Origin of the sequence: Streptomyces lacaronensis (assembly GCF_047337785.1) — a bacterium.
In the GTDB taxonomy this organism is placed as follows: Bacteria; Actinomycetota; Actinomycetes; order Streptomycetales; family Streptomycetaceae; genus Streptomyces; species Streptomyces lycopersici.
On the sequence record NZ_JBLHDK010000003.1, the window covers coordinates 4,155,491 to 4,182,242 of the forward strand.

Below are 26,752 nucleotides of genomic sequence, written 5' to 3' on the forward strand. Positions count from 1 at the left end.
GGCCGCCCCCCGATGGCAACCGCGACCAAGGTGGCGGCGGCCCCGACGGAGACCCCGGCCCGGCCGGGCCCCCGTCGCGGCCGCCCCCTGCGCTGGCTTCCGCTCGCCCCCGCCACCGTCATGCTGCTGCTCTTCCTCGGTGGCCCGATCGCCTACTGCGTCTATATCGCCTTCACCAATATGCAGCTCACGGGCGCGTCCTCCACCGACTTCGTGGGCCTGGACAACTTCCGGCGCGCCTTCGGCGACGACGACTTCCGCAACGCGGTCGTCCTCACTCTCGTCTTCACCCTCCTCTCCTCCCTCGTCGGCCAGAACACCCTCGGCCTGGCCCTGGCCGCCCTGATGCAGCGCGCCTCCCGGCCGGTGCGCACGCTGACCGGCTCGATCGTCATCGCGGCCTGGGTCGTCCCCGAGATCGTGGCGGGCTTCCTGCTGTACGCGTTCTTCCGCCGCGAGGGCACGCTCAACGCCCTGCTGGACTGGCTGGGCCTGCCGTCCCAGAACTGGCTCTACACCCTGCCCATCCTCGCCGTCTCCTTCGCCAACGTCTGGCGCGGCACGGCCTTCTCGATGCTCGTCTACTCCGCCGCGCTGTCCGAGATCCCCAAGGAGATCACCGAGGCGGCGGAGGTCGACGGCGCCGGCGGCCTCGGCCGCTTCTGGCACATCACCCTGCCGATGATCCGCCGCTCCATCGGCACCAATCTGATGCTGAACACCCTCCAGACGCTGTCGGTGTTCGGCCTCATCTGGGCCATGACCCGAGGCGGCCCGGGAAACCGCAGCCAGACCCTCCCGGTCTTCATGTACGACCAGGCGTTCAACAAGTCCCTGATCGGCTACGGCACGGCGGTGGCACTGCTGTTGCTGCTGGTGGGCGCGCTGTTCTCGATGGTGTATCTGCGGCTGATGCGCGAGGAGGTCTGACACCCCCGCCGGGACCGGCGTACCGGCCGCCCCGGCGGGGGTGCGTAATCGGCTATCGGCTATCGGCTAGGTGAGCAGATACGCCTTCACGATCGTCACCGCGTAGGTGTTGCCGTCGGTGTCGGTCAGGTCGGCCTTGAAGGAGACCGAGCGGGCTTCCCGCGGATGGGTCAGGTCCAGGCTCCTCTCGCCGTCCCGCGTGGTCACCGGGGCATCGGTCCAGGTCTCGCCCTCGTCGTAGGACACCTGCACGGCAAGCGACCTCAGACGCGTGGCGGCCGGTCCCTGGAGGGACAGCGGGACGGTGATCCGGCTGCCCGTCTTCGCCGCGCTGCCCGTCGTCAGCCCCGGATGGAAGCGGACGGTGGACAGGGGCAGGGACGCGGTCCCGGTGCCGTTCGGCTTCGCGGAGGCGAAACTCCAGTCGGCGGTGAGACGGCTGGTGACACCGGCGACGTCGGCCGGGCGCCGCACATCCGTGTGGAGCGTGTACCGCGACGACGCGGCCTGGAGGCCCCCGACGGTCTGGCAGAGGTCGAGGTCGTTGTCGAGCAGCTTCTCGCCGCCCGGTCCGGTGAGCGTCGTGTGCCGCTCACCGGCCCGGGATTCTCCGCCGTGGCCCGCGCCGTCGGCGAAGTCCGCGAGGCATATGTCGAGCGTGTCACCCGCTCGCCGCGCGGCGTGGTCCTCGTCCACCGCCGGGCTGAAGACGCCGACGTTGTAGGTCGATTCGTAGGTCCGGCCCGCCTGGTACGTCGTCGGGCGCGCCTCGGGGTAGTGCACATCGGTGTCGTCCTCCGCGGCGGGACCCCGCTGGCCGACGGCGACCGTCCAGGGGAAGCCCTCGGGCGTGGTCACGTACGTCTTCGCCGTCGCCGGGAGCGGGAACGGGGCGCTGGTCGTGCCCAGGGACAGCTCCGGCCCCCTCCACAGCGCGTTGACGACTCCCTTGCGGTCCGGGGCGGACGAGCCGATGTGCCGCTTCAGCAGGGCGAGTTCGCCCGCTTGGGCCGTGCGTCGGTAGCCGGTGGGGAAGCGGTCGGGCAGGTTGTAGAGCAGGTTGTAGGTGGTACTGCCCTTCTGCCACAGGCCGCCGATCTGCGTGCTGAATTTCCCGGCGTCCGGGGACGGGCCCAGGGTCGCGGTGCGCAGCCCCTTGAAGGATTCGCCGTAGAACAGGGTGGCGTTGAGAGCACTGGGCACGCCCAGGCGGTAGTTCAGATAGCCGATGGCCATCTTCGCGCTCTCCGGGGCGGTGACCTCGACCGGCTTCGTCTCGCGGGCGTCGAAGGTGATCGTGGTGTCCTTGGTGACCGCGAGCTTCGGCCGGACGAGGAGCGAGGTGTCCGTGTCCTCGGACATCACCGTGTCCACCACATAGTCGCCCCGGGGGATACGCAGCTTGTAGACGCCCTTCGAGGTCTCCTGGTGGTCCTCCAACGCGGTGGTCCAGTAGTCGGTGGTGTAGCTCTTGATCTCGGTCAGCGGCGAACTGACGGGCTTGCCCTGCCGGTCGAGGAACTTCAGGGTGACGTCGTACGCCTCGGCCTCGCGGATGACGCCGAAGGACGTCCGTACCTCCGTGTCGCCGCCCTGCGCGGTGGCAACCAGCGCGCCCGAGTACGCGCCGTCCGGCCCCTCGGTGCGGGTGTCCGCGGTGAGGTCGACGCTCGCGGTGCCGCCCGCCGGGACGGTGAGTCGGCGTGCGCTGAGGCTGAAGAGACCGTCCGGGGCGGCCTTGCCCTGCGGGCCGGTCGCGGCGGCCGACAGGTCCAGCGTGACGGGCTTGTCCCCGTGGTTGCGGTAGGTGATCCGCTTGGTGACCGGCTCGTCGTCGGTGTGGGGCCACATCTGCTTCCCGAAGGACACGGGCTCGCTGGTCACGCTCTGGGTGATCCCCTTGGCCACGTCGACCCGGCCGGTGCCCTGCTGGTACGCGTCGAGACCGGCGGTCGGCTTCGTGGACGCGGTGAGCGCCTGCTTGATCCGCTGTCCGGTCCAGTCCGGGTGCTCCTGGGCCAGGATCGCGGCGGCGCCCGTGGCGTGCGGTGCCGCCATCGACGTACCGGACATGGTGACGTAGCCGTCCGCGGCCGGGTCCCCCATGTCGCCGTGCGCCGCCTTCGCCGAGACGATGTCCACGCCCGGCGCGGTGAGGTCCGGCTTCAGCGTGCTGTCGGCGGTCGGGCCGGTGCTGGAGAATTCGGCGATGCCGTCCTCGCCGTCGACGGCTCCGACGGTGAGCGCCGAGTCCGCCGAGCCGGGGGTGCTGATGGTTCCGGCCGTGGGGCCGTCGTTGCCCACCGAGGCGACGGTGAGCAGGCCCTTGTGCTCCGAGAGGGAGTTGACGGCCGTCTCGACCGGGTCCTGCCCCGGGGTGTCCAACTGGCCCAGGCTGAGGTTGGCGACCTTGGCGCCCTGGTCGGCGGCCCACTCCAGGCCCGCGATGACGCTGGAGTCGGTGCCCTCGCCGCTGTCGTCCAGCACCTTGGCGTTGAGGATCTCCGCACCGGGCGCGACGCCCTTGTAGAGGCCACCGGACCGGGCGCCCGAGCCCGCCACCGTCGCCGCGACATGGGTGCCGTGACCGGACCTGTCGTCGGTGCTCCCCGTTCCGGAGAAGTCCTTCGCCTCCGTCACCGCCTTTTGGAGGTCGGGGTGGGTGGTGTCGATGCCGGAGTCCAGGACGGCGACCTTGACGCCCTTGCCGTCGTATCCGGCGTCCCAGGCGGTCGGCGCGCCGATCTGGGTGACGTTCCGGCCGACCTCCTTGCCCTTGCCCTTGGGCTCGGCCGATGCCTTGAACCGGCCGTCGAGCCAGACGTGGGCGATCCCCGGGGCCGCCGTGCGGGCGTGGGGTGTGCCGCCGGGCGCGGTGAGGGCCTGCCACGCGTCGTCCGTATCGGCCTTGCGCACGCTGAGCGCGGCTCCGTCCACGCTGGGCAGTGCGCGGCGCACGGAGGCACCCGCCTCCGAGAGCGCCGCCGCGCCCTTGTTCTTCCCGGAGCCCCCCTTGTACGACACGATCAGCGGCAGCGTCCCGCGACGGGCGTCGTCGTACCCGGCTCGTAAGAGCGCGTTGACGTCGAACAGCCGCTTGTCCAGGACACCTTGGCCGATCAGGGGGACGGCGTCGGCCGGCAGGACGAAGCTGTCGCCACCGGAGCGCCGGACGGATACCGGGATGTCCTTACGGCCCGGTCCCTGCTGGACGCCGGTCACCTGGCCCTTGGCGTCCAGCTGGACCCGGTCCCCGGTGACCAGGGTGATGCCCCTGACCGGGTCACCGGTGCCGGACCTCCCGGCGGTGGCGGCGCTCCCCGTCCGTATGCCGAGGCCGGACCCGGGGGCCGCGAGCGCGGCCCCCGCCATCACTCCCGCGACCACCAGGGCGCACACCGCGGTCCTGGAGGTCGCCGACGCTCGCTCACGCAGTGTCGGATTCACATCAGCCCGCCTGCGAGGGCGTCTGCTTGTTGCCGTCGACGACCGCGCGCTGAGTGATCGCGCTGGTGGAGACCACGGTGCCGGGCTTGATCGGGTCGTTCTTGTCCGGGCTCGGCTTGACCTGGACGGTGCGCTCGCCGAGGAACTTCAGGCTCTTCTTGTCGAAGATCCACTCCTCGCGCTGGCCGGTGTCGTCCATCCGCGCCACCGCGACCCCGTGACGGCCCGTGGCGTCAATCGCGTCGTCCACCGCGACCACCCCGGGGATCTTGGCGGCGGCCTTGTAGAGGGCGCGGGCGAGCTCGGCGGGCGGGTAGCTCTCGGTCAGCAGATCGCCGATGGCGACGAAGGCCGCCTGGTCGACGGGGACCCCCTTGTCCTTGTCCGCGCGGGCATGCTTATAGATCTTCCGCAACAGCGCGTCGGGGTCGGCGGGCAGCTTGACGAGGCTGTTGTACGCCGAGCCGATCGGGTGCGGACCGGCCAGGGTGGTGCCCTCGTCGCTGGTCTCGCCCGGCTCGATCAGCCAGCCGTCCTTGCCGTCCGCCGACTGCCAGACCTGACGGTCGTGCAGTTCGGTACTGACCACGGTGGTCTTGTCGTTCACGGTCTTGGGGTAGGTGTTGGCCACCTTGGAGGCGATGTAGACGTACTGGCCGTCGCGCACCACGGGACCGTCGGTGTCGCCGGATCCCGCCGCCAGGGAGATGCGGTCCAGCAGCTGGGGACCGCCCTTGGCGTCGACTGCGCCCAGCCGGGTGGTCAGCGCGGGACCGGTGGCCAGGGGGGTCACACCGTCGCTGTCGCCGTCGCCCCCGGACAGGGCGACACCGCCCACGATCGCCCCGGCCAGGGCGCAGGCCCCGGCGGGCAGCAGGATCGCCTTGCGCAGGAACGGGTTGCGCTGCCGGGCGGGGGCGGAGGTTCCGGTGCTGCGGATGTCGTCACGGATCTGGGCCATCAGGTGCTCCTTGTGCAACGCGTGGCGGCCCGCCGGCAGACTCCGCTCCTCGGTGTCCCGGAGCTCTTGGGTCTCCGGCCACTCAGCCGGGTGCGGCTGGGAGGGGCTGGCGTTCATCGGTTTCCTTCCTCTGCGGACCGGATCGCGTGGCTGCGATCACCTCTTATCTGCCGGATGAGAGAGGCGAGTTCCCGTTTTTTCCCGACGAGTTCGGCATCAGCGAGTTTGCGCAGCTTCGTGCGGGCGCGGGACAGCCTGGAGCGGACGGTTCCGAGGGGGATTCCGAGGGCGCGGGCGACATCGGCGTACTCCATGCCCTCCCACAGGCACAGCACCAGGACCTCGCGTTCGGCACGCTTCAGCGAACCGAGGGCGGTCAGTGTGGCGTTGATGCGCCGCCGGTCGTCCACCCGGCCCGCCGTCTCCTCGGCGTGGTCGGGAATCCGCTGGGCCTCGGGCCCCGCCTCGGCGGCTGCGGCGGCCGCGGCCCGGTAGCGGCGGTTGCCGCGGCAGTGCGAGCGGGCCACGTTGGTGGCGATCCCCAGCAGCCATGGCCGCAGCGAACCCCCTTCGGCCTCGACCGACGCATGGCGCCGCCACGCCTCCAGATACGTCGCCGACATGACGTCCTCGGCCACGGACCAGTCGGCGGTCAGCCGGAAGGCGTGGTTGTACACCGCGCGCGCGTAGTCGTCGAACAACTCCGCGAAGGCGTCGGGATCCCCGGCCCGTACCCGGGTTCGCATATCTGTGGTCACGTTGGTTGACTGACCGGCACTACCGACGAGTTCCGGTGATGCGGGTCACACCTCATTCTGCCGGGGCTCCTGAGTGAGGACACCCTGAGACATCGTTCCGGCCGTCGACCAAGCGGCCTCGCTGAGGTCCGGTGCGGTTCGGTGGCGCCCCGAAGGGGTGCGGGGCTGTGTCGATGTGCGGCTCCGCCGCGTGGGCGCGAACGGCCACGATGCGGCCGCGGATGAACGACCGCACCTCGCGGCACTTCCCGCGAAGCGCTTAGCCTCGTCAGGTTGCTCTTTCGCGCCTTCAGGAGGAGACCGCCATGGCCGAGCCGTTCCCGCCCGTCGAACCGTACGCGCAAGGCCTCCTCGATGTCGGCGACGGAAACCGGATCTACTGGGAGACCAGCGGGAATCCCCAGGGGAAGGCGGCCTTGTGCGTGCACGGCGGCCCCGGCGGCGGAGGGCACCGCGGCGATCGCGGGATGTTCGATCCCGAGGTCTTCCGGATCGTCCTGTTCGACCAGCGTGGCTGCGGTGAGAGCCTGCCGCACGCCTCGGACCCGTCCGTCAGCCTCGATCACAACACCACCGACCACCTCATCGCCGACATGGAGCGCCTGCGCGAGCACCTGGGCATCGACCGCTGGCTCCTCTACGGCGGCTCCTGGGGCTCGACGCTGATCCTCGCCTACGCCGAGCGCCACCCCGAGCGGGTCTCCGAGATCGTCATCGCGGGCGTCACCATGACCCGGCCGGACGAGACCGACTGGCTCTACCGCGGTGTCGGACGCCTGTTGCCCGGCGCCTGGGAGACCTTCCGCGACGCGGTGCCGGAGGCGGAGCGGGGCGGCGGTCTCGTCGCGGCCTACGACCGGCTGGTGAACAGTCCGGACGAGGCGGTCCGGGTCAAGGCGGCGCGGGCCTGGTGCGCTTGGGAGGACGCCGTCATCGCCCACGAGGCACTGGGGCATCCGGGCTACTACAGCGACAAGCCCGACAACGCGCTGATGGCCTTCGTCCGGATCTGCGCCCACTACTTCTCCCATGACGCGTGGCTCGAGGACGGACAGCTCCTCCGTGACGCGCACCGGCTGGCCGGCATCCCCGCGGTGCTGATCCACGGGCGACTCGACCTGGGCAGTCCGCTGCAGAGCGCATGGGAGCTGTCCAAGGCCTGGCCGGACGCCGAGCTGAAGGTGATCGACGACTCGGGGCACACGGGCAGTCCCACGCTGCGGGCCGCGGTCCTGGAGGCGATCGCCGGGTTCGGCAAGGAAGGCCGGTGACTGGCTCCGCGGTGCGCCGCGCGGCCGGAACAGGGGACTGAACCCGGGCGCGCGGCGATGGCCCCAGCCGGGTCCCCGGCGGCGGCCGCCGCGGCGGTGGCGGGGCTCCCGGTGACGGCTCCCCCGGCGGCGGCGGGGCCCTCCGTCCGTACGCCGAGGCCGGACCCGGGGGCCACGAGCGCGGCCCCCGTCAGCACCGCCGCGACCAACAGGGCGCACACCGCCGCCGTGGCGATCGCCGACGGTCCGGCGCCCGACGTCCGGCTCATGTCCTTGTCAGTGCTCACACCCTCAACTGTCCGCGGGAGCGATCGGGTTCACATGACGTACGTCACGGCCCCCGGGTACTAGGTCGTCGCGCCAGGACTCGTATGCGACGAAGCGGTTGCTTCAGGCCATATCCAGCCACACTGGGCGGGACCGGTCCCGGCGGGCGTGCGGTACACCCGGAATGTCGCCGAATGAGCGACTCACGCAACCGGAAGGACACCAGCCATGGGTACGCGCAACGCCCTCCTCGGGACCATCGCCGCAGCGGGGCTCACCGGAGCCATGCTCACCGCGGTGGCAGCGACTCCGGCTCAGGCCGCCGAAGGCTGCAACACCAACAACGCCAGGACGGTCGCGTCCGCCTCGACCCACTCCCGCGGCATCGAGCTGCGGTACAACGGGACATGCGCATGGGGCAGGATCTTCGGCTCCCCGGGTGACCTGGTGTGGGTGGACCGCAGCTACGACGGCGGCCGAACCTGGAACCAGCTCAGCGTCACCAAGATCAACACCGGCGGCAGCAACCACACCGACGCGTTCAACAACAAGGGCAATCTCATGCGGGCCTGCGGCAAGGCCGGCAACTATCCGGATGTCGCCTGCACCATCTGGTGGTGACCTGGGCGCATCTCCATGGCCCGTGGTGTCTGCTTCCGCAGGCACCACGGGCCGTGTGTTCAGCGTCTCGTTGCCTCAACCCCGGCCTTGTCCCAGGTGAAGACACCGTGGCAGGCGGAATCGGAGTCGGTGCGCCGCACGGCGAGGGTCAGGACCCGGGCCTGCCGCGGGATTTTCCCCGTCAGCGTCCTGGATTCGAGAGCGCCGTGGGTGGTCATGGTGCCGGAGGCGACCTGCCGCGAGCCCGCCGCGATGGACCACCGTACGGAGATGTCATCGAGGCCGCAGGGGTCCAGCCACAGCTGGCCACGCAGGGCCCGGGACGTACCGGCCCCGTCCAGGGCGAGCGTGGTTCTCAGCGGCTCATCGGCCGGGATGGACCACCACCACTGGTTGCCGGGGCATCGCGGGTAGCCGCTCACCAAGCAGCTCTCCAGGCCCGACCGGTTCAGCGTCGGCTCGGCCCCCGACGCGTAGTCCAATCCGGGGGTGCCGTCGGCGGAACGGCTCACGACGATCAAGACCACGACACATGCGGTGAGGCCCAGGGCCGCGGCTGCCGCCGGCCATTCCGCCCCGTACGTCATGATCCGCCCGCCCTCCCGCCTCAGCGAGTGGACCAACTTCCCGACGCCGGTGACGAGCAACACCAGGAGGCCGCCCACCCCACCGGCCAACGAGCCCGGTGGATGCACCAGAGCGAACGACACGGCACACGACAGGAGGAACAACCACAGGAGGAAGAGCCCTACCAACTCGGCGCGGAGCTTCGACAGTCCGCGGGCCCGATGTGCCGATACCGTCCCCACCTGCACACGCATCTGGGCAGCGACATCGGAGCGCGGCAACCCGTGCTCCACCGTTCCCTCGACCGCGCCGCGCTGCAAAGGGGTCAGCCGTTCCTTGGCCGCGGCGATCTCGCTCGCCGTCTCCTGTTGCAGCACCCGATACTCGACCGGGGAGTTCCACTCCTGCTCACGCTCGGTCGGGTACGCCTCGCCAAGCACGGGTACGTCATCGGAAGCCAGGGCCGTCGAGGCGGTCCGACGGCCTTCCCGGGCGGCCCGGCGGATCGCGTTCCGAGCCACGCTGTACGCGTATCGATCGGCCCACCGGATCTCCGCTTTCGCGCTGTGCAGCTCCAGCCAAGCGGACTGGACCACATCGTCGGCGTCCAGCCGGCCCGACGGCACACCGTGCTGTCTCAGTTGGCGCTCGGCATAGGCGCGAAGGTCCACCTTCCAAAACCGCCCGTTGTCACGATCCAGGTCGGCCACCGTCAAGCCATCGGGCCAGGGGCGACCGCCCGCAGCTTCATCGCGCACGCCCGCCGCCCTCCGTCCGGGCCGTCCGCACGTACCACGTCGCGCCGTCCCGCCCGCGCCCTCCCAGCTCAACCCCTTCCGGCGCCCTGGCGGCCGCCGCGGTCAGCCGGGCCCGCCCGCGCAGCACCCACACCTCGGCGGCGGCAGCGCCCAGGTGGACCACCAGGGACAAGCCCGCGCCGAGCACCGGAAGAAACAAGGGATCGATCATCACATCGCCTCGCGTTCGGACGGCCGCATCCTGATAACGCGGCACACGACCGGTATGGGTCGATGGACACCCGATCCGTTACGCCGACGCCGAACTTTCTTCCTCCAGCCACCGCCGCACCGCCGCCGCGAAGGTTTCCCACGCGGGGGGGTGCGGCGGAGTATTCGACCCTCCGGGTCCTTGGAGTCGCGTTTGGTCACACCGAGTTGAGACCCTGGGGGGAGGCACCCCGGAGTGGTGAGGGATGTCGTTCACCGAGCAGGTCCAGGAACGCCTCGGTGGCCGCGCTGGGGCGCCGGGTCGCGGCGGTGGCGACGGTGAGCCGCCAGCGCGGTTCGTGGTCCGCGACCCGCACCGTGTCGAGGCCGGTCCGGTCAGGGACCAGGAAATGGCCGAGAAAGCCGATTCCCAGCCCCGCCCGGATGAAGTTGACGGCAGTGCCGACGTCCGCGACCTCGACGGATACTTCCCTCCGCACCCCCGCGGCGGCGAAGGCCTGGTCGACCACGGCGCGGTTGCCGAAACCCGGCGGGGAGTCGATGAACGGGAACTCGGCCAGCCGCGCCAGTGGCACCCGGCCCGCCCCGGCCAGCGGATGTGAGTCGGCCACGTACACGACCATGGGTACGGTGGCCAGCAGCCGGGTGGTGAGATCGGCCGGTGGCGGCCCGGGCAGGGAGAGGAAGGCGACGTCGAGTCGCCCGTCGCGCAGCTGCTCCGCCAGGCCCGCCGATCCCGCCATGGCCGCTCGGAGCCGCACCGTGACACCGGGATGCCGGGCGCGCAGCGCGGCCAGGAGGCCGGGCAGGTCGACGAGGTCGACCGAGGTCTGGGTGCCGACCGTGACCGTGCCGTGCAGGGCGCCCTGTGTCCGGTGAACGGCGTCCTTGGCGGCGCGCGCGGCGTCGAGGGTCTCTCGCGCCCGGGGCAGGAAGGCACGTCCGGCCGCCGTCAAGGTGACTTCCTGTGGGCTCCGGGTGAACAGGGCGGATCCCAGCTCCCGTTCCAGCGCCCTGACCGTCGCCGACACGCCTGACTGGACGACGTGCAGCGTCTTCGCCGCGCGGGTGAAGCTCCCGGTGTCGGCGACCGCGAGGAAGTATTCGAGATGGCGCAGTTCCACGCCTTCCATTATCACTGATCGTGCTGGTGCCCAGCAGCAGACATCGTTGGACGTGATGGGCACACCCGGGTGAGGGTGGGCGGGTCGGCTCGACCCACGACCACCAGAGGAAACGTCGATGGACCATCAGTGGCACTACACCGAGCTGCCCGTGAGGGCACGGCAGGCCATCGAGAACTTCGTGCCGCCCGACGCCCTCGTGGCCCGGCGCCTTGAGCGCTACGCCGATGTGCGGCCCCGCCCCGCGGATCACGAGGGGGACACCGAGAAGCTCGACGGGGCCGTGTTCACCCACCACTTCGAGGACGTCCCGGGCGATCACGAAACGGTCCGGTGGCACTACGTCGAGACCGGGACCGGGGAGCCCGTGGTGTTCCTGCACGGGATGCCCGACTCATGGTTCCTGTGGCACCACCAGATGGCCGCGCTGTCGGACGCGTACCGCTGCGTCGCGATCGACCTCAAAGGCTATGGACAGTCGGAGAAGGGACGAGGCGACTACCGGCACTCCGGCGCGGCCGGGCAACTCGTCGCGCTGCTCGACGCGATCGGAGTGGATCAGTTCACTCTGGTCACCCACGACCGGGGCACCGTACAGGGCGACCACATCGCCGCCGCCCACCCCGGGCGAGTCCGCCACTATGTGCGCGGCGAGCAGCACCTCCACCACTTCCACCCCGACCTCGCCCCGCAGGACGACCTCCTCGCCGAGGCACCGTGGAGCGGGATGATGGAGGACCCGAAACGGTTCGTCGTCTGGGCGTACGCCTTCGTCGGGAACCTGCCGGTGGCCGACGAGGACATGCGCCGCGTCATCCAGGAGTACTCATACCCCGGGATCACCCGCGCCGTCCCGCGCTACAGCATGGCCTCCACCTTCCGGAAGGAGTGGATCGAGCGGCGCGGCGACCTGATCCCGCGCTGGCGCGCTCCGGTGACCCTGCTGCAAGGCTGGGACTCACGCAGCCAGCCCCGCGAGTTCTACGCCGACGCCGCCGAGCACATTCCCCATGCGGCCGGCGTCGAGGTCCGCTATGTCGCCGGGGGGCACTTCTGGCCCCTGGAGAGCCCCGAGGAGACCAGCGCCATCCTGCGCGAGGTACTCCGCGTCCGACGCTCACCGGCGTCCTGATCCTCGCCGCCACCGCATCCTCTTGGAGGGACAACCATGGATCTCATGCTCAAAGGCCGGACCGCGATCGTCTGCGGCGCCTCATCCGGACTGGGGCTGGCCATAGCGGAACGCCTGTCCGGCGAGGGCGCCAACGTCGTCGCCGTCGCCCGGCGCCGGGAGAGCCTCGAGTCGGAGGCGACGCGTATCGGCGCCGTTCCCATGGTCGCCGACCTCTCCGAGGAGGGTGCGGCGGAACGGGTCGTCGAGCACACCGTCAGCCGCTTCGGCGGTGTCGACATCCTGGTGTGGAACACGGGAGGGCCGCGTCCGGGCAACGCGCTACAGATCGACGAGCACGCCGCGCACGACGCGTTCCGCACCCTGCTGCTGCCGCTGGTCCGCATGGTCGGCGCCGCCGTACCCCACCTGCGGCACAGCCCGTACGGCCGGATCGTCGCGGTGACGACGACCACGGTGAAGGAGCCGTCGTCACTGGTCGCGCTGTCCAACCTGATCCGGCCCGGGGTGACCGGATACCTGAAGACGCTGGCCAACGAACTGGCGCCGGACGCCATCACGGTCAATTGCGTGGCACCCGGCCGGATTCTGACGTCACGAGCACGCGAGCTCTACCCGGACGGCGTGCCGGCGGACGCCACGGACGACATCCCCATGGGGCGGTTCGGCACACCGGACGAACTCGCGGCCGTCGTCTGCTTCCTCGCCACGTCGTTGGCCTCGTACGTCACGGGCACCACGATCGCCGTAGACGGCGGCCTCACCCGCTCGATGCTCTGACGCTCCGCTTGGGTTCGTGGGTGAGTGCTCCTCGGAAAGCCGCCCAGGCGGCGGGGGTGAACCGGAGTATTCGGCCCTCCGGGTCCTTGGAGTCGCGTATCGCCACGGTGTCGGGCACGTTCGTGGCCACCTCCACGCACTCCCGATCGCCAGTGCTGAAGCTGGACTTCCGGAACTCAAGAGCCGCCATTGCTCACATCTCTCCTCGGAGCGCTTCGATGAATGATCTGCTCTCCGACTCGGCGAGGGCGTGGTGGGCGATTTTCTCGAACAGCTCCTGGTGCTGAGCGGCTTCGTCACCTCCCTCAACCCAAAGCTGGCCGAAGGCAGTTTCTGTATACACCACGTCCATGGCTCCCGGCTCCGCGAACGAGATGACGTTGAATGCCCCGCCCATGCCCAGATGCTCTCCGGCATCGAACGGCAAGATCTGGACGGTGATGTTCGACTGCTGAGTGGCCTCCTCCAGGCGTTTCAACTGGTCACGCATCACCGTCGAACCGCCGACACGATGCCGGAGTGCGCTTTCGTGGACCACCGCCCACAGGCCGAGAGTCGGCTCCTCGGAAAGCCGTCGCTGTCGCGCGATTCTGCTGGCAACCAACGTCTCACCTCTGTCGGGGTGGCCCTTCGTCGAATTGCCCATCGCCAATGCACGTGCGTAGTCGGGGGTTTGGAGCAAGCCAGGCACCAGGCAGAGCTGCCACGTCCTGATGCTCGTTGCCGCGTTCTCCAACGCGACGTATTCCTGCATGTCCCCGAGGTTCGGGAACTCATTCCACCAGCCCTTCGCCTTGCGGCGCTCACGGTCAACGCGAGCCAGCTCCAGCAACCCGCCCACCGCCGCCGGGTCGCTCAAGCCGTACAGCTCGCACAGCGCGCGGATGTCCGGGTCCCGCATCGGGACCCAGCCGCCCTCCATCTTGGCGACCTTGGTCGTGGACCCGGTGAGCACCTTGGCGGCGTGGGTCTGCGTCAGGCCCGCCGCGGTGCGGAGCTTGGTCAGCTCACCACCGAGCCTGCGTCCCAAAACGGTCGAGGTGCTATTGCCCTGCATGGGCTGACTTGTCGTCACGCGCACAGTCTGGCCGCCGGGCGCGGCCGCCGCAAACCAGATTGGGGGAAATCCTCCAAGAGGAACTTGTGCACCACGAGACGACAGGGCTACGGTCCGTGATGAACCGCTCGCACAGGGACGTCAGTTGGCGGACGCACTCCGCCCTGCCCTGCCCACTGGAGGTACGCGATGGCATTCGCGCCCCAAGACCCCCGGATCCCGGACCCCAGCGACCCCCTCGTCCAGGAGTCCCGCGTCGACTACGTCCCGACACCGATAAGCGTGACCAGGGCCCGCCGGCACGCCACACGGCTGATCTCCGAGTGGGGGCACCCCGCGCTCGCCGACGACACGGCGCTCATCGTGGCCGAGCTGGCCACCAACGCCGTACGGCACGGGCACGTACCCGGGCGGCTCTTCCGCGTGGAGCTCACGCTCACCAAGACCCGCCTGCGGATCGCCGTATCCGACCCCCGGGGCGAGCGGCTCCCCCGCCCACGCCACCCGTCGCCCCGCGACAAGCACGGACGCGGCCTGCTCATCGTCCGCGCCCTCGCGGACCGCTGGGGCGTGCGCGAGCGCACCGTCGGCAAGGAGACCTGGGCCGAGCTGGACCTGACGGCCTCACCAACCTAGAACTTGCGGGCCACGCATATTTGCGGAGCCAGCAAGTTTTGCTACGCTCGCCGTATGGGACTGCGAGAGCGGAAGAAGGCCCAGACGCACGCCGCGCTCAGCTGGGCCGCGGTGCGGCTGACCGTGGAGCGTGGGTTCGACAAGGTCAAGGTGGAGGACATCGCCGAGGCCGCCGGGGTCTCGCCGCGTACGTTCAACAACTACTTCTCGAGCAAGGCCGAGGCGATCGCGTTCCGTCACCTCGACCGCTGTCTGCGCGTCGCGGAGGAGTTGCGCGAACGGCCGGACGAGCCGCTGTGGGACGCGATCACCGGCTCCGTGCTGCGGCAGTTCGCGCCGGACGCGGAGGCGATCGCCCATCCGCCCGTCGCCGACGCGGCGCAGTGGACGGCGGGTGTGCGGGTGATGGTCGCGGAACCGGCCCTGCGGGGCGAGATGCTGCGGGCCGGGGCCGTCGCCGAGGCCGAGATCGCGGCGGCCGTCGCGGAACGCACCGGCGGCGACCTGGAGCAGGATCTGTATCCGCACCTGGTCGCTTCGGCGGTCATGGGCGCGGTCAACACCGCCATCGCCCACCATCTCCGCACCGACGCGGCCGTGCCGGTGAGCCGGCTGCTCACGGATGCCCTCGCCCGGATCGCTCCGGGGCTGTCCACCCCGTAAAGCCCCCAACCAACCTGCCCCGAAGGGGAATTCATGAAAGAGGTCGTCATCGCAGGCGCGGGGCCCAATGGCCTGATGCTCGCCTGCGAACTCGCCCTGGCCGGTGTGCGCCCGGTCGTCCTGGAGCGCCTCACCGAACCAACCGACACGCAGCGCGCGAACGGCCTCGTGGGCCAAGTCATCCGCATGCTCGACCGGCGCGGACTCTACGAGCGGCTGACCGCGCCCGGCACCACGCCCGAACCGGCGCCCCGTTTCACCTTCGGCGCGTTCCCGCTCCATCTGAGCGATCTGCCGGACAACCCGCTCTACACGCTCCTGGTGCCGCAGCGCCGGATCGAGCGCATGCTCGCCGGGCGCGCGGCCGAGCTGGGCGTCGACATCCGGCGCGGCCACGAGGTCATCGGCCTGACGCAGGGCGAGAAGTCGGTGACGGTCGAGCTGCGCGATCAGGACCCGATCGAGGCGGAGTTCGTGGTCGGCGCCGACGGCGGGCGCAGCACGGTCCGGAAGCTCGCCGGAATCGCGTTCCCCGGCGTGACGACGGACGACTCGGTGTCGCGCACCGGACATGTGAGCGTGGACCCGGACGCGGTCGGTGCCGACGGCGGCCTGGCCGTGCCCGGTTTCGGCGTCATACCGCCGTACCAGCATCTGCGGACCGAGCAGGGGCTGATCGCCTGGGCGCCGTCCCCGGACGGTGACCCGAAGCTGACCACCGTGGAATGGGGGCAGCCGGCCGAGGGCGAGGCGTCGCTGGACGAGCTGCGGGCCAGCGCCCGCCGGGTGCTCGGCGCGGACATCAGCCTCGGCCCGCCGACCGGTCCGGGACCGCATCTGATGCGGCGGCTCTTCGGCGGCAACACCCGGATCGCCGAGCGGTACCGCGCGGGCCGCGTCCTGCTGCTCGGCGACGCGGCGCATGTGCACTCGGCGATCGGCGGCCCGGGGCTCAACCTGGGCCTCCAGGACGCGGTGAACCTCGGCTGGAAGCTGGCCGCGGAGGTGCGCGGCCACGCGGCGGAAGGGCTGCTCGACACGTACGAGTCGGAGCGGCACCCCGCGGCCCGGCGGGTCGCCATGCACACGCAGGCCCAGTCGCTGCTGACCCGGCCGGGCGGCGATGTGACGGCGCTGCGCGCGCTGTTCGGCGAGCTGCTGGAGCAGCCCACGACCCGGCAGCACATCGCGGGGCTGCTCTCCGGCGCGGACGTCACCTACGCCATGGGCCCTGCGACCGGCCCCCTCGTCGGCCACTGGGCCCCGGACCTCCCGGGCCTCCGCGACCTGACCCGCACCGCCCGCCCCCTCCTCCTGGACCCCACCGGCACCCTCGACCCGGGCCCCTGGTCCCCCCACGTCGACACCGCGACCGTCCCCGGCCTCGACACCGCCCTGCTGCTCCGCCCCGACTGCTACATCGCCTGGCAGGGCGCCACGAACGAGGGTCTGCACGAGGCCCTGGGCATGTGGTTCCGGGCCGCCTGAACCCGCCGCGGCTCCCAGCGCCACCTCGACGTCCGATACCCGCCGGACCCGGCCGGACAGTCCTCAGGCTCAACCTCTGACTGCTTGTCAATTGAACCTTGACGCCATGCCCTACGTTGGCACTGACCGGTGGGCTCTGGGCATACCTGGGGCCGCGCCGCACAGGCAGTTCGCCGACGCCGCGTCTTCTGCGGCCAGGCGAGAACCGTCGACGAGAAAGACTTCGACATGAACAAGCGCATCCGGGCTGCAATGATCGCGGCTCTCGCCGCGACAGCAACGCTGGCGGGCGTCGCCACGGCCGAGGCGACACCGGCTGGTCCCGGTGTGACCGGCAAGACCATTTCGCAGACAACGGTGGGCGGCAGGGACTACATCTTGCGCCAGATAACCATCCCTGCCGGTCAGAGCACCGGCTGGCACTTCCATGACGGCACTCTGTACGGCTACGTCGAGAAGGGAACGCTCAGCCACTTCGACTCCACTTGCAAGTCCGACGGTGTCTACAAGTCAGGCAGTTCGCTGACTGAACCTTCCGGCCCTGTTCACATCGGGCGCAACCTCGGCACCACACCAGTCGTCCTGGACGTGCTGTATGTCCTCCCTCATGGTGCACCGCTGTCGGAGGATGCCCCCAACCCTGGCTGTGACTTCCAGTAGCCAAAGGGTTTCGTCGGTACACCAAGTGAGACCCCCCAAGCGCTGATTTGTCGCGCGTCGCGCATATTCACGGCGCTCTTTTCCGCTGCGGTCTTCTCGCTGGAACCGGTGTATCCGTGTGTCGCGGCTATGCCCCTCGAATCCGAAGGCCCGGTCCGCCGCGCGGACATCGCGGAAGACCTGGGTGGCCAGGATGACCTCCGGCACCCGGAACCCGGCCTCGCTCCTGCCTCACGGCGGTCACTGTCCACGCGTAGCAACCGGCAAGGCGACCGCGACACACAGCGCCCCTCGCGCTTCCCGTCACCGGGGAAGCGCGAGGGGCGCCTCGCTGTCGGCGCATTACGCGACCCGGTGGCCCCGCGTTGAACGGCTGCCCCGGCCCTGGGCCACCTGGCCAACCTCGGACCGCTGCCCAACGACATCTCACCTCGCCGCTCAGGACCGGCGACAGGCCGCCACGCCGCGGGGCATTGAACCGAGGGCCACTGTTTCCCGTTGCAGCTAACAGTCGGGAGCAACCGCACAACCACCGAAGTCCGTGCGGTGACCGTACCCGTGCACAGCCGGGTTCACCACGACATCGCGAAATCGGACTGGAGTGGCCCTGGAAGTCGCCACCCCGGTTTTTCGTCGTCAGTTCGTTGGTGAGCGGCGCGCCGACCCCTGTCAACTCTGAAAATGAAGCGGAGGGCGAATGCTTAAACAACGTCGTGGAATACTGGCCCACCGCTGGAGAACGGCGGCCGTCGCCTCCACGGTGGCCGCGGCGATCGCGGTACCGGTGGCCATGGCTCAGGCCTCCCCCGAGCCGCCGCCGGAGGTCAGCGCCAAGGGCGCCTACCTGCTCGACACCGGTTCCGACAAGGAACTGATGGCCAAGGCCGCCGACACCAGGCGCCCGATGGCGAGCACCACCAAGATCATGACCGCTCTCGTGGTGCTCCAGACCAAGGGCCTGAACCTGAAACAGCAGGTCACGGTCAAGCAGGAGTACCGCGATTACGTGGCCGAGGCGGGAGCCAGCACGGCCGATCTGCAGACCGGCGACAAGCTCACCGTCAATCAGCTGCTGTACGCCATGCTGCTCCCGTCCGGGGCCGACGCGGCGATGGCCCTGGCCGACACCTTCGGCACCGGCGCCACCACGGACGAGCGCACCAAGTCGTTCATCTCCAAGATGAACACGAAGGCGCGCAACCTGGGGCTGAAGAACACCAAGTTCGACTCCTTCGACGGCCTCGCCCCGCGCAGCGACAACTACACGACCCCGCGCGACCTGGCACACCTCACCGAGCGCGCGATGAAGAACAAGACGTTCGACACCGTCGTGGGATCGGTGTCGACCGAGCAGGAAGCACCGGCGGCCAACGGCAACACCCGGTACTACTCCTGGGACAACACCAACCAGCTCCTGGGCTCCTACAAGGGCGCGATCGGTGTGAAGACGGGGACCACCACCCCCGCCGGCCCCTGCCTGGTGTTCGCCGCCGAGCGCGATGACCGCACGGTGGTGGGCGTCCTTCTCAACGACCAGAAGAACCGCTACCCGGACGCGCAGAAGATGCTGGACTGGACGTACGACACCGAGACCAAGGTGAAGTGGCGCCAGCTTCCCAAGGGCGCTCAGCACGACTGACACCCGCGGACAGCAGGGCTCACGGGCCCACCAGGTGCCCCGGCCGGACCCGTTCCGGCCGGGGCACCGTCGCGACCGGCCGGGTACGGGCACGCTGTCGGCGCATTACGTAAACCGGCGCCCCCGCGTTGAACGGCAGCCGATTCTTATCCACAACCGCCGGTTCGCGGATCCCCCTGCGCGCCCGTGACTACGGTGCGAGCGACCATGTTTGAGGGCAACCGGCTCAGAAATCCCCAGTCCATGTTGAACGACCGTTCATGCGTCGGCCCATCCGGCCGACGCGTATACGCCCGCCCGTGCGCGGCGCCGACGGCCGCCGCTCCCGGCCGCAGACGCGCCGCGCCGACAGCGGCGGCTCGTGCGGCCCCGACCGCTGGGGGACGATCCGCCCGATGAGCGATGCAATCCGAGGAGGTCGGCACAAGGCGGCCCGTGATCCGCGCGCGCACTGGCTGCTCCTTCTCCTCGTCCTTCCCGTCATGTTCGGCCTGCTGATGTTCCAGGGCTGGACCAACCACGAGGTCGACGCGGCGAAGGCGCGGCGGCCGTGCACCAGCCCGGTGCCGCGGGCGCTGGCCGACGGCGGGCCGGTGGTGCAGATCAACGGGGCCCGGGTGCGGACCGTGGGAATGCCCGCCGGGACGGTGGCGCTGACCTACGACGGCGGTCCTGACCCCGTCCAGACGCCGCGGCTGCTGGACCTGTTGCGCCGGTACGACGCGCGGGCCACGTTCTTCGTCTCCGGCGCCAAGGCGGCCCAGTACCCCGACCTCGTACGCCGGATCCGCGCCGAGGGCCATGAGATCGGGTCGAACACCTACACCGGCGCCGACATGGGCACGGCGTCCGCCAGCCGCTCCCGGATGGAGCTGTCCCTGACCGAGTCGGCGCTGGCGGGGTCCGTGGGGGTTCAGCCGAGGCTGCTGCGGCTGCCGCTGACCACCGATGTGGACACGCTGTGCGGCGACGAGTGGCAGGCGGCGCGGCGCGTGGCGGCGGAGGGCTATGCGCTGGTGGCCGCCGACCGGTCGGGCACGAAGCCCTCGCAGGGGATGGTCCGGCAGTTCAGTCAGACGGACACCGCGTACCAGGAGACGGAGAAGCTGCTCAAGGACCCGCGGGCCAAGAAGTTCACCACCGTGACCGGCGGGCTCGGCGTGCCCCCGGTCGACGTCCCGGTCTCCGGCCTGGAGCGCTGGGAGGGCAAGGCGCTGATCTGGGTCGCGGCCATCGGCCGGGGCTTTGTGTCCACCATGGCCTGGGTGCTGGGGATCGCGGGAGCGCTGGGGGTGCTGCGGCTGCTGATGCTCGTGCTGTTCGCGCGTACCCACGTCCGGCGGCTCACCCGCTTCCGGCCCGGCGCGCCCTGGCTGCGGGAGGTGAACGAGCCGGTGACGGTGCTCATCCCCGCGTACAACGAGGAGGCGGGCATCGAGGCCACCATCCGCTCGCTGCTCGCCTCCACCCACCAGCGGCTGCAAGTGGTCGTGATCGACGACGGCTCGACGGACCGTACGGCCGACATCGCCGCGAGCGTCAGGGACCGCCGGGTGCTGGTGGTCCGGCAGCCCAACGCGGGCAAGGCGGCGGCCCTCAACACCGGTCTGGTGCACACCAAACACGACATCGTGGTGATGGTCGACGCCGACACCGTCTTCGAACCGGACGCCATCCACCAGCTCATCCAGCCGCTCGCCCACCCGGCCATCGGCGCGGTCAGCGGCAACACCAAGGTGGGCAACCGGCGCAGCCTGCTGGGCAGGTGGCAGCACCTGGAGTACGTCTTCGGGTTCAACCTCGACCGGCGGATGTTCGAGGTGCTGGAGTGCATGCCGACCGTGCCCGGCGCCATCGGGGCCTTCCGGCGGGACGCGGTGATGGGCGTCGGCGGGGTCAGCGAGGACACCCTCGCGGAGGACACCGACCTCACCATGGCGCTGTGGCGGGCGGGCTGGCGGGTGGTGTACGAGGAGACCGCCGTCGCCTGGACCGAGGTGCCCACCTCGCTGCGCCAGCTGTGGCGCCAGCGGTACCGCTGGGGGTACGGCACGCTCCAGGCCATGTGGAAGCACCGCCGCGCGATGATCTCGCTGGGCTCGGTGGGGCGGTTCGGCCGCCGGGGGCTCAGCTATCTCACGCTCTTCCAGGTGCTGCTGCCGCTGCTGGCGCCCGTGATCGACCTCTTCGCCCTGTACGGCGCGCTCTTCCTCGACCCGGCGGAGGCGGCCGGGGTGTGGTTCGGCTATCTCGCCATCCAGATGGTCTGCGCGGGATACGCACTGCGGCTGGACGGGGAACGGATGCGGGCGCTGTGGTCGCTGCCGTTCCAGCTCTTCGTCTACCGGCAGCTGATGTATCTGGTGGTCATCCAGTCCGTGGTCGCCCTTCTGCTCGGGACGCGGCTGCGGTGGCACCGCATCCAGCGCTCCGGAACGGCCGCCCAGGCGCTCGGCGGGGCACCCGCGCACCGGAGCCTGACATCGAGGTGACGTACGGAGGGTGACGTACGGAGGGATACGTGCGTCGCGGTGACGTACGGCCACCGGGTCCGCGTTCAACGCGGCACCGAACTTGTCATACCTCTATGAATGGACGGCGGGCGGCTCCGGCCGCTCGGCAGACTGCCGTCCATGAGCGATCGGTTGGACGGGTGGGCCGCCGGGGACCGGCCGTCGGCGCGGGCCTGGGACATCTCCACGGCGGACACGCAGAGCATCCCCGTGCAGGGAGCCCAGGGCATGCCGCCAGCAGGACCCCAGGGTGTCCCCGCGCCCCGTGGCGTCCCCGCGCCCCATGGCGTGCCCACCAAACCGGCCCCCTACCGGACGGGCGACGAGACCAGCACCCTCGAACCCGTACCCCCACCGGTGCTCACCCCCACCGTCCGGCGCCGCGCCCCCAAGGAGCCGCTGAGCAGGCGCCGCCGGATCGTCCGGCTGGCCATCGTGGCGGTCTCCGCGCTGCTCCTCGCCTCCGGCAGCGCCTACGTCTGGGCCGACACCCAGCTCAACCGCGAGGTCGACCTCGGCAGGGCCCCGGACCGCCCACCGCCCGGCAAGGGCACCAACTACCTGATCGTGGGCTCCGACAGCCGGGAGGGCCTTTCCGAGGAGGCCAGGAAGAGCCTGCGCACCGGATCGGCCGAGGGCCGCCGCACCGACTCGATGATGGTGCTGCACACCGGCGCAGGCGGCACCACGATGATGAGCCTGCCGCGCGACTCCTGGGTGAACATCCCCGGTTTCGTCCGCCCCGAGACCGGCAGGCGCTACAACCCGTCCCAGAACAAGCTGAACGCGGCCTATTCGATGGGCGGCCCCGATCTGCTCGTCTCGACCATCGAGCGCAACACGGGACTGCGCATCGACCACTACGCGGAGATCGGCTTCTCCGGGTTCGTGGACGTCGTGGACGCGGTCGGCGGGGTGCGGATGTGTGTGGACCGGGACATCAAGGACCCCAAGTCCGGGCTGGACCTGAAGAAGGGCTGCCACACCCTCGACGGCGCGAAGGCGCTCGCGTTCGTCCGCCAGCGCAAGCAGGAGGCCAAGGGCGACCTGGGCCGCACCCGGAACCAGCAGAAGTTCCTGGCCGCGCTCGCGGCCAAGGCCGCCACACCGGGCGTCCTGGCCAACCCGTTCGCCGCCTTCCCGACCGTACGCGCGGGTCTGGACACGCTGATCGTGGACAAGGACATGAGCCTGCCGACCCTGATGTCCCTGTTCGAGGCGGTGAAGGGCGTCACCTCGGGCAACGGCAAGCAGCTCAACGTCCCGGTGTCCAACACCAACCTCCGGACCTCCAAGGGCAGCGCGGTGCAGTGGAACGTGACACAGGCGCGGCGCCTCTTCGACCAGCTGCGGAACGACCAGCCGGTGACGATCGCCCCACCGGCGCCGTAAGGAGGCGCCGCAAGGGGACGCCGTAAGGAGCGAACCGCGCACGCGTCTTCCCCAACGCGAGTGGCAACCGGTTTCATGGACGGACGCTGATCGACTGCGCTCGCAAGCGCGCGAGGAGGTCCGAGGTTGTCCGCGCTCTCCGCCCGCACCGCCCGCCCCTGGCCCCGCTCCGCCAAGCGCCGTACCGGCGGCCCCCGCTGGTCCCCACGGCTGCGCCGCCGGCTGGCCGCCGACGCCGCGCTGCTGCTCATCGCCGCCGCGTTCCTGCTCCCGCTCGCCTGGCTGGTCCTGGCCTCGATCGACAACGATGCCACCCTGCGGGTCTCGGCGCCCGGCTCGCCCACGATGGACAACTTCTCGGCGGTGTGGACGGACGAGATCACCTTCACACCGATGCTCAACAGCCTGCTCCTGTGCGGCGGCGCCACCGTCCTGACCGTCGCCTGCGCGGCCCTCGCCGCCTATCCCCTCTCCCGCTTCCGCTCCCGCGTCGTGCGCCCGTATCTGCTGACGGTGCTCTTCACCACCTGTCTGCCGATCACCGCGATCATGGTTCCGGTCTACGGACTCTTCGTCCAGGTGGACCTCGTCGACACCATGTCCGGTACGGCCCTCTTCCTCGCCGCCTCCCAACTCCCGTTCGCCATCTGGCTGATGAAGAACTTCATGGACGGCGTGCCGGTGATCCTGGAGGAGGCGGCGTGGACCGACGGCGCGTCCTGGCTGCAGAGCCTGATCCGGGTGATCCTGCCCCTGATGGGGCCGGGCATCACGGTGGTGATGATCTACAGCTTCATCATGATGTGGGGCAACTTCTTCGTCCCCTTCATGCTGCTGCTCTCCCCCGAACAACTCCCCGCGTCCGTATCGATCTTCACCTTCTTCGGCAACTACGGCCAGGTCGTCTACGGCCAGCTGGCCGCCTTCTCGATCCTCTACTCCACGCCCGTGCTCCTGCTCTACGTCCTGATCTCCCGCCGCCTGGGCGGCGGCTTCGCCCTGGGCGGCGCCGTCAAGGGATGACGGCGCCGCCACCACGGGGTATCCGGCCGGTCTTTCCCCTACCCGCCCCTTCCCGATACCAAGGGCTCCCGCCCCTGGACCCCGGGGCCTGGGGGAGAGCCCCACCTTCCAACCCCTCCGGCACTTGAGGAGCGGGGTCTGCGGCGGGAGCCCCGCCTCCCAGCCCCTCCGGCGGTTGAGGAGCGGGGGCTGGGGCGGAGCCCCAGTTGTGGGAAGGGGCGGGGAGGGGAACAGCACGCCGCAGGCGTCAGGGCCCGACGCACGCCCCCTCGTTCGGCCGGTGGTTCAGCCCTGGGGCAGGCTCGGCGCCGCGCAGCCGTGGTGTTCGGCCGATGCGGCGGCGAAAGCCGCCAGGGCGGCGCGTTCGTAGGCGAGGTCGGGGCGGCGGCGGGTCTCGCCGTCGGCGGCGTCGGCGCGGATGAGGTAGAGAGCGGACTCGGCGCCGCGCGGGCAGGTGGCACCGGCCCAGTAGGCGCTCCGGCCGAGCCGCCCGGCGGGCTGCTCGGCGGGGGTCACGTTCTCGTAGTCGTAGTCCCGGGTGTACTGGGAGCGGGCGTCCTCCGCGTAGGGGCCGTAGTACGCCTCCAGCCGGTAGAGCGGTGAGCCGTCCCGGGTGCCGAGGACGCAGGCCTCGCGCGGTGCGCGGTCGCGGGCGGTCTCGCGGGCGGTGGAGACGGCGGAGCGGGAGGCGGTGGGGACGGCCGCGCAGGTGCCCTTGGCGCCCAGCAGCGGTTCGTACTCGTCCTCGTTCACCGGCAGGCCGACGGTGCGGACCGGCTTGCCCAGGCGCGCGCCGCAGCCCCAGTGGTCGTTGGCCGCCTCGGCGGTCGCGGTGGCGGTACGGACGAAGTCGGGGCGGACGGCGGGGTCGTCGAGGGTGGTGTGGCCGCGCAGCGCGGTCTCGACGGTGATCAGCAGACTGTCGCCGCGCCGGGCGCAGTCGAGGGTTACGGCAGTGGTGGCGGTGCCGTCCTCGGCGTCGTCCAGCCGTGCGCTGTCGGTGGCGAACAGGCCGGACCAGCCGTGGCCGAGGGGGACGGGGAGCGTGCGGCGGGCGGGTACGGCGGTGTAGAGGTCGTCGTATCCGTACTCGGCGCGGGGGCGGGGCGAGCCCGCGATGGAGACGGCGATGTGGCCGGTGTCCTCGGCGGTGATCCGGCAGTGGACGGAGAGGGAGTTGGCCCGCCCGGCGCCGTTCTCGTCGCCCTCTTCGCCCTCTTCGCCCTTGGCGGCCGTCCTGCCGAAGGAGCCCTCGGTGCGGTTCGTGACGTCCAGTTCGGTGTCGTCGCCGAGCACCGCGCGGACCTCGCCGACCGGAAGCACCCCGTCGCAGGCCCCTTCCAGCGCCCGGTCCTCGCTGCCCGCGAACCAGACGAACGCTCCGGTGAGGGCGGCCAGCGCCACCGCGACGGCCACCAGGGCGCGGGCCTGTCGCCGGGTGAGTGTGAGCCGGGTCAGTGCCACTGCTCCACCTCCCCGAGCACCTTGGTGTCGCGGCACTTCGCGGACGCGGGCCAGCCGCTGTCGGCGTCGAGATAGCGGTCCAGGACCGTACGCGCGGCGGTGGAGAGCCTGGCGCGGTCCTTGCCGCCGATGACGGCCGTCTCGCCGTCCTCGAGCCGGATCTCGGGGAGGACGGCGACCCGGTGGTAGGTGGTGCGGCCGCCGCACACCGACCGGGCCCACAGGGCGAGTTGGGGCCGTCCGGCGTAGGAGGAGACGCGGTCCTCCTGCCGCACACCACGATCAGCGTCCGTCTCGGAACCGGCCTCGGAGGGGCGTTCGTCGTCCTCCGCTCCCCACCCGGGCACATGGCCCTCGCGTTCGTAGGAGTCATACGCCGACCGGCCGAGGATCCCCGACCAGCTGGCCGCCTCGACCTCGGTGACCTGCCACTGCTTCGGGCGTGGGCGCTCACCGGCGTTCTTCTCCGCGTCCCACTCCCCGGCGCACGCGCTCTGGGCAGTGGACTCCTGGAGATCGCCGAGGGTGGTCCAGGAGCCGGAGGCGACACCGGGGAGCGAGGAGCCGTCGATCCACTCGCATTTGCGCAGGCCCTGACCGGGCGCGCCATGAGTCTCGTCCGTGTCCACCACGGCGGTGGGCGTGGTGAGCGGGCCGGAGCCGCAGTGCTGGGCCTTGGTGAGGGCGTTGGCCACGTGCACGGCGGTACGGAAGCCGAGGAGCGCGGTGGCGCGGTCCGGCTTGCCGTTCCCCGCTGCCGCCTCGTCGGCCTCGTCTGGTTCCTCTGCTTCGTCGGCCTCGTCTGCTTCGTCTGCCGAGCCGGTCCCGTCAGTCCCGCCGGTCCCGTCCGTCACCCGGGCCGTCACATACAGATCGGTCGTGGGCCGGACCCGGCCGCCGAGCCCGCCCAGGCAGTCGGCCACCAGCCAGGCACCCCGCTTCCCGTACTGGCCGGTGGTGCCCGGCGCCACGAACGTGCCATGGCCACCGGCCGGTTCGAGGAGGTCCCGGGTCTCGACGGCCTCGGGCACATCGGAGACCAGCGCCTCGGCGTGGACCGTGACCCCGTAGCCGTCGCCCCACGACAGCGAGCAGTCCAGCAACGAGCGGCTCTCCTGACCGGGGGCGAGTACCGTGCCGTGCTCTCTGAGCTCGCCCGGCCGCTCGTCACGCACCAGCCGTTCGAGGTCCCCGTACGGCAGGGTGCCGTCGCATGCCTTCCTCAACTGGGCCCGGTTGGCGGCGAGATGGCCGCCGCCGCTGTCCCGGGTCACGAGGACGGCCCCCGCGATCCCCACGACCGCCATCAGTACGACAAGGGGCGTGCGGCGCTGCCACACACGGCCCCATAAACCACGCATCCCGCCCGTAACTCCTTACATCCCCTGACC

At 70.8% G+C, this 26,752-nt stretch carries 23 protein-coding genes; 13 read left to right on the forward strand and 10 right to left on the reverse strand.

From position 1 onward, the window contains the following. Positions 1-12 precede the first annotated feature (12 nt). A complete protein-coding gene (locus ACMTAK_RS17465; RefSeq protein WP_413807086.1) occupies positions 13-930 on the forward strand; it encodes a carbohydrate ABC transporter permease in 918 nt (305 codons plus the stop codon). A gap of 66 nt (positions 931-996) precedes the next feature. Here the strand turns inward: ACMTAK_RS17465 and ACMTAK_RS17470 are convergent, their stop codons facing one another. Genes ACMTAK_RS17470 through ACMTAK_RS17480 form a run of 3 tightly spaced genes read right to left on the reverse strand, consistent with a single transcriptional unit; the run spans position 997 to position 6,096 of the window. Next, the gene (locus tag ACMTAK_RS17470) at positions 997-4,377 is read right to left on the reverse strand and encodes a S8 family serine peptidase (RefSeq protein ID WP_413807087.1); all 3,381 of its coding nucleotides are present in this window, start codon (positions 4,375-4,377) and stop codon (positions 997-999) included. Between the two features lies 1 nt (position 4,378). Next, positions 4,379-5,455 (reverse strand): CU044_5270 family protein, encoded by a 1,077-nt coding sequence (locus tag ACMTAK_RS17475; RefSeq protein ID WP_413807088.1) that lies wholly within the window; start codon positions 5,453-5,455, stop codon positions 4,379-4,381. Next, positions 5,452-6,096, reverse strand: a complete 645-nt coding sequence (locus ACMTAK_RS17480; RefSeq protein WP_413807089.1) for an RNA polymerase sigma factor — start codon at positions 6,094-6,096, stop codon at positions 5,452-5,454. Before ACMTAK_RS17480 ends, ACMTAK_RS17475 begins: the two co-directional genes overlap by 4 nt. Before the next feature lie 305 nt (positions 6,097-6,401). Here ACMTAK_RS17480 and pip point away from each other — a divergent pair, with 305 nt between their 5' ends. Beyond that, positions 6,402-7,367 carry a prolyl aminopeptidase gene (pip, locus tag ACMTAK_RS17485; protein WP_413807090.1) on the forward strand — a complete coding sequence of 322 codons (966 nt, stop codon included), beginning with the start codon at positions 6,402-6,404 and terminating at the stop codon, positions 7,365-7,367. Between the two features lie 495 nt (positions 7,368-7,862). After that, a complete protein-coding gene (locus ACMTAK_RS17490; protein WP_413807091.1) occupies positions 7,863-8,255 on the forward strand; it encodes a glycosyl hydrolase in 393 nt (130 codons plus the stop codon). Positions 8,256-8,314: 59 nt separating this feature from the next. Here ACMTAK_RS17490 and ACMTAK_RS17495 read toward each other — a convergent pair whose 3' ends face one another. The 3 genes from ACMTAK_RS17495 to ACMTAK_RS17505 form a co-directional block, all read right to left on the reverse strand. Continuing rightward, positions 8,315-9,580 carry a sigma-70 family RNA polymerase sigma factor gene (locus ACMTAK_RS17495; protein ID WP_413807092.1) on the reverse strand — a complete coding sequence of 422 codons (1,266 nt, stop codon included), beginning with the start codon at positions 9,578-9,580 and terminating at the stop codon, positions 8,315-8,317. Further along, the gene (locus tag ACMTAK_RS17500) at positions 9,570-9,791 is read right to left on the reverse strand and encodes a hypothetical protein (RefSeq protein ID WP_191065470.1); all 222 of its coding nucleotides are present in this window, start codon (positions 9,789-9,791) and stop codon (positions 9,570-9,572) included. The genes ACMTAK_RS17495 and ACMTAK_RS17500 overlap by 11 nt, the downstream gene beginning before the upstream one ends. 196 nt (positions 9,792-9,987) lie before the next feature. Beyond that, positions 9,988-10,914 (reverse strand): LysR family transcriptional regulator, encoded by a 927-nt coding sequence (locus ACMTAK_RS17505; protein WP_413807093.1) that lies wholly within the window; start codon positions 10,912-10,914, stop codon positions 9,988-9,990. A 118-nt stretch (positions 10,915-11,032) separates the two neighbouring features. Here ACMTAK_RS17505 and ACMTAK_RS17510 point away from each other — a divergent pair, with 118 nt between their 5' ends. Continuing rightward, a complete protein-coding gene (locus ACMTAK_RS17510; RefSeq protein ID WP_413807094.1) occupies positions 11,033-12,046 on the forward strand; it encodes an alpha/beta fold hydrolase in 1,014 nt (337 codons plus the stop codon). Positions 12,047-12,082: 36 nt separating this feature from the next. Next, positions 12,083-12,826 (forward strand): SDR family oxidoreductase, encoded by a 744-nt coding sequence (locus ACMTAK_RS17515; protein ID WP_413807095.1) that lies wholly within the window; start codon positions 12,083-12,085, stop codon positions 12,824-12,826. Here ACMTAK_RS17515 and ACMTAK_RS17520 read toward each other — a convergent pair. Beyond that, the gene (locus tag ACMTAK_RS17520) at positions 12,807-13,016 is read right to left on the reverse strand and encodes a DUF397 domain-containing protein (RefSeq protein WP_413807096.1); all 210 of its coding nucleotides are present in this window, start codon (positions 13,014-13,016) and stop codon (positions 12,807-12,809) included. The genes ACMTAK_RS17515 and ACMTAK_RS17520 overlap by 20 nt on opposite strands. 3 nt (positions 13,017-13,019) lie before the next feature. Then, positions 13,020-13,883, reverse strand: coding sequence for a helix-turn-helix domain-containing protein (locus ACMTAK_RS17525; protein ID WP_413812923.1), 864 nt, complete (start codon positions 13,881-13,883; stop codon positions 13,020-13,022). A 189-nt stretch (positions 13,884-14,072) separates the two neighbouring features. Here ACMTAK_RS17525 and ACMTAK_RS17530 point away from each other — a divergent pair, with 189 nt between their 5' ends. The 8 genes from ACMTAK_RS17530 to ACMTAK_RS17565 all read left to right on the forward strand — a co-directional run bounded on the left by ACMTAK_RS17530 (position 14,073) and on the right by ACMTAK_RS17565 (position 23,897). After that, entirely contained in the window at positions 14,073-14,519 is a 447-nt protein-coding gene (locus tag ACMTAK_RS17530) for an ATP-binding protein (RefSeq protein WP_413807097.1), read from the forward strand. A 54-nt stretch (positions 14,520-14,573) separates the two neighbouring features. Further along, positions 14,574-15,182 carry an acyl-CoA-like ligand-binding transcription factor gene (locus ACMTAK_RS17535; RefSeq protein ID WP_413807098.1) on the forward strand — a complete coding sequence of 203 codons (609 nt, stop codon included), beginning with the start codon at positions 14,574-14,576 and terminating at the stop codon, positions 15,180-15,182. A 33-nt stretch (positions 15,183-15,215) separates the two neighbouring features. Continuing rightward, a complete protein-coding gene (locus tag ACMTAK_RS17540) occupies positions 15,216-16,670 on the forward strand; it encodes an FAD-dependent monooxygenase (protein WP_413807099.1) in 1,455 nt (484 codons plus the stop codon). Positions 16,671-16,898: 228 nt separating this feature from the next. Continuing rightward, positions 16,899-17,330, forward strand: a complete 432-nt coding sequence (locus ACMTAK_RS17545) for a cupin domain-containing protein (RefSeq protein ID WP_413807100.1) — start codon at positions 16,899-16,901, stop codon at positions 17,328-17,330. A 697-nt stretch (positions 17,331-18,027) separates the two neighbouring features. After that, complete coding sequence (locus ACMTAK_RS17550) at positions 18,028-18,969, forward strand: D-alanyl-D-alanine carboxypeptidase family protein (protein WP_413807101.1); 942 nt, start codon at positions 18,028-18,030, stop codon at positions 18,967-18,969. Between the two features lie 395 nt (positions 18,970-19,364). After that, the gene (locus ACMTAK_RS17555; RefSeq protein WP_413807102.1) at positions 19,365-21,461 is read left to right on the forward strand and encodes a glycosyltransferase; all 2,097 of its coding nucleotides are present in this window, start codon (positions 19,365-19,367) and stop codon (positions 21,459-21,461) included. A 141-nt stretch (positions 21,462-21,602) separates the two neighbouring features. Continuing rightward, positions 21,603-22,874, forward strand: a complete 1,272-nt coding sequence (locus ACMTAK_RS17560; RefSeq protein ID WP_413807103.1) for an LCP family protein — start codon at positions 21,603-21,605, stop codon at positions 22,872-22,874. 126 nt (positions 22,875-23,000) lie between these two features. Beyond that, positions 23,001-23,897, forward strand: coding sequence for a carbohydrate ABC transporter permease (locus ACMTAK_RS17565; RefSeq protein ID WP_413807104.1), 897 nt, complete (start codon positions 23,001-23,003; stop codon positions 23,895-23,897). A 285-nt stretch (positions 23,898-24,182) separates the two neighbouring features. Here the strand turns inward: ACMTAK_RS17565 and ACMTAK_RS17570 are convergent, their stop codons facing one another. Further along, the gene (locus tag ACMTAK_RS17570; protein ID WP_413807105.1) at positions 24,183-25,361 is read right to left on the reverse strand and encodes a hypothetical protein; all 1,179 of its coding nucleotides are present in this window, start codon (positions 25,359-25,361) and stop codon (positions 24,183-24,185) included. After that, positions 25,352-26,722, reverse strand: coding sequence for a hypothetical protein (locus tag ACMTAK_RS17575; protein WP_413807106.1), 1,371 nt, complete (start codon positions 26,720-26,722; stop codon positions 25,352-25,354). Before ACMTAK_RS17575 ends, ACMTAK_RS17570 begins: the two co-directional genes overlap by 10 nt. Positions 26,723-26,752: the final 30 nt, after the last annotated feature.

Excerpts from the sequence above, each read along its gene's own strand:
- ACMTAK_RS17555 (WP_413807102.1), top strand. The coding sequence starts at position 19,365 with ATGAGCGATGCAATCCGAGGAGGTCGGCACAAGGCGGCCCGTGATCCG.
- ACMTAK_RS17545 (WP_413807100.1), top strand. The coding sequence starts at position 16,899 with ATGAACAAGCGCATCCGGGCTGCAATGATCGCGGCTCTCGCCGCGACA.
- ACMTAK_RS17500 (WP_191065470.1), bottom strand. The coding sequence starts at position 9,791 with ATGATCGATCCCTTGTTTCTTCCGGTGCTCGGCGCGGGCTTGTCCCTG.
- ACMTAK_RS17530 (WP_413807097.1), top strand. The coding sequence starts at position 14,073 with ATGGCATTCGCGCCCCAAGACCCCCGGATCCCGGACCCCAGCGACCCC.
- ACMTAK_RS17510 (WP_413807094.1), top strand. The coding sequence starts at position 11,033 with ATGGACCATCAGTGGCACTACACCGAGCTGCCCGTGAGGGCACGGCAG.
- ACMTAK_RS17490 (WP_413807091.1), top strand. The coding sequence starts at position 7,863 with ATGGGTACGCGCAACGCCCTCCTCGGGACCATCGCCGCAGCGGGGCTC.
- ACMTAK_RS17560 (WP_413807103.1), top strand. The coding sequence starts at position 21,603 with ATGAGCGATCGGTTGGACGGGTGGGCCGCCGGGGACCGGCCGTCGGCG.
- ACMTAK_RS17475 (WP_413807088.1), bottom strand. The coding sequence starts at position 5,455 with ATGAACGCCAGCCCCTCCCAGCCGCACCCGGCTGAGTGGCCGGAGACC.
- ACMTAK_RS17575 (WP_413807106.1), bottom strand. The coding sequence starts at position 26,722 with ATGCGTGGTTTATGGGGCCGTGTGTGGCAGCGCCGCACGCCCCTTGTC.
- ACMTAK_RS17465 (WP_413807086.1), top strand. The coding sequence starts at position 13 with ATGGCAACCGCGACCAAGGTGGCGGCGGCCCCGACGGAGACCCCGGCC.
- ACMTAK_RS17525 (WP_413812923.1), bottom strand. The coding sequence starts at position 13,883 with ATGCAGGGCAATAGCACCTCGACCGTTTTGGGACGCAGGCTCGGTGGT.
- ACMTAK_RS17520 (WP_413807096.1), bottom strand. The coding sequence starts at position 13,016 with ATGGCGGCTCTTGAGTTCCGGAAGTCCAGCTTCAGCACTGGCGATCGG.
- ACMTAK_RS17550 (WP_413807101.1), top strand. The coding sequence starts at position 18,028 with ATGCTTAAACAACGTCGTGGAATACTGGCCCACCGCTGGAGAACGGCG.
- ACMTAK_RS17540 (WP_413807099.1), top strand. The coding sequence starts at position 15,216 with ATGAAAGAGGTCGTCATCGCAGGCGCGGGGCCCAATGGCCTGATGCTC.
- ACMTAK_RS17535 (WP_413807098.1), top strand. The coding sequence starts at position 14,574 with ATGGGACTGCGAGAGCGGAAGAAGGCCCAGACGCACGCCGCGCTCAGC.
- ACMTAK_RS17515 (WP_413807095.1), top strand. The coding sequence starts at position 12,083 with ATGGATCTCATGCTCAAAGGCCGGACCGCGATCGTCTGCGGCGCCTCA.
- pip (WP_413807090.1), top strand. The coding sequence starts at position 6,402 with ATGGCCGAGCCGTTCCCGCCCGTCGAACCGTACGCGCAAGGCCTCCTC.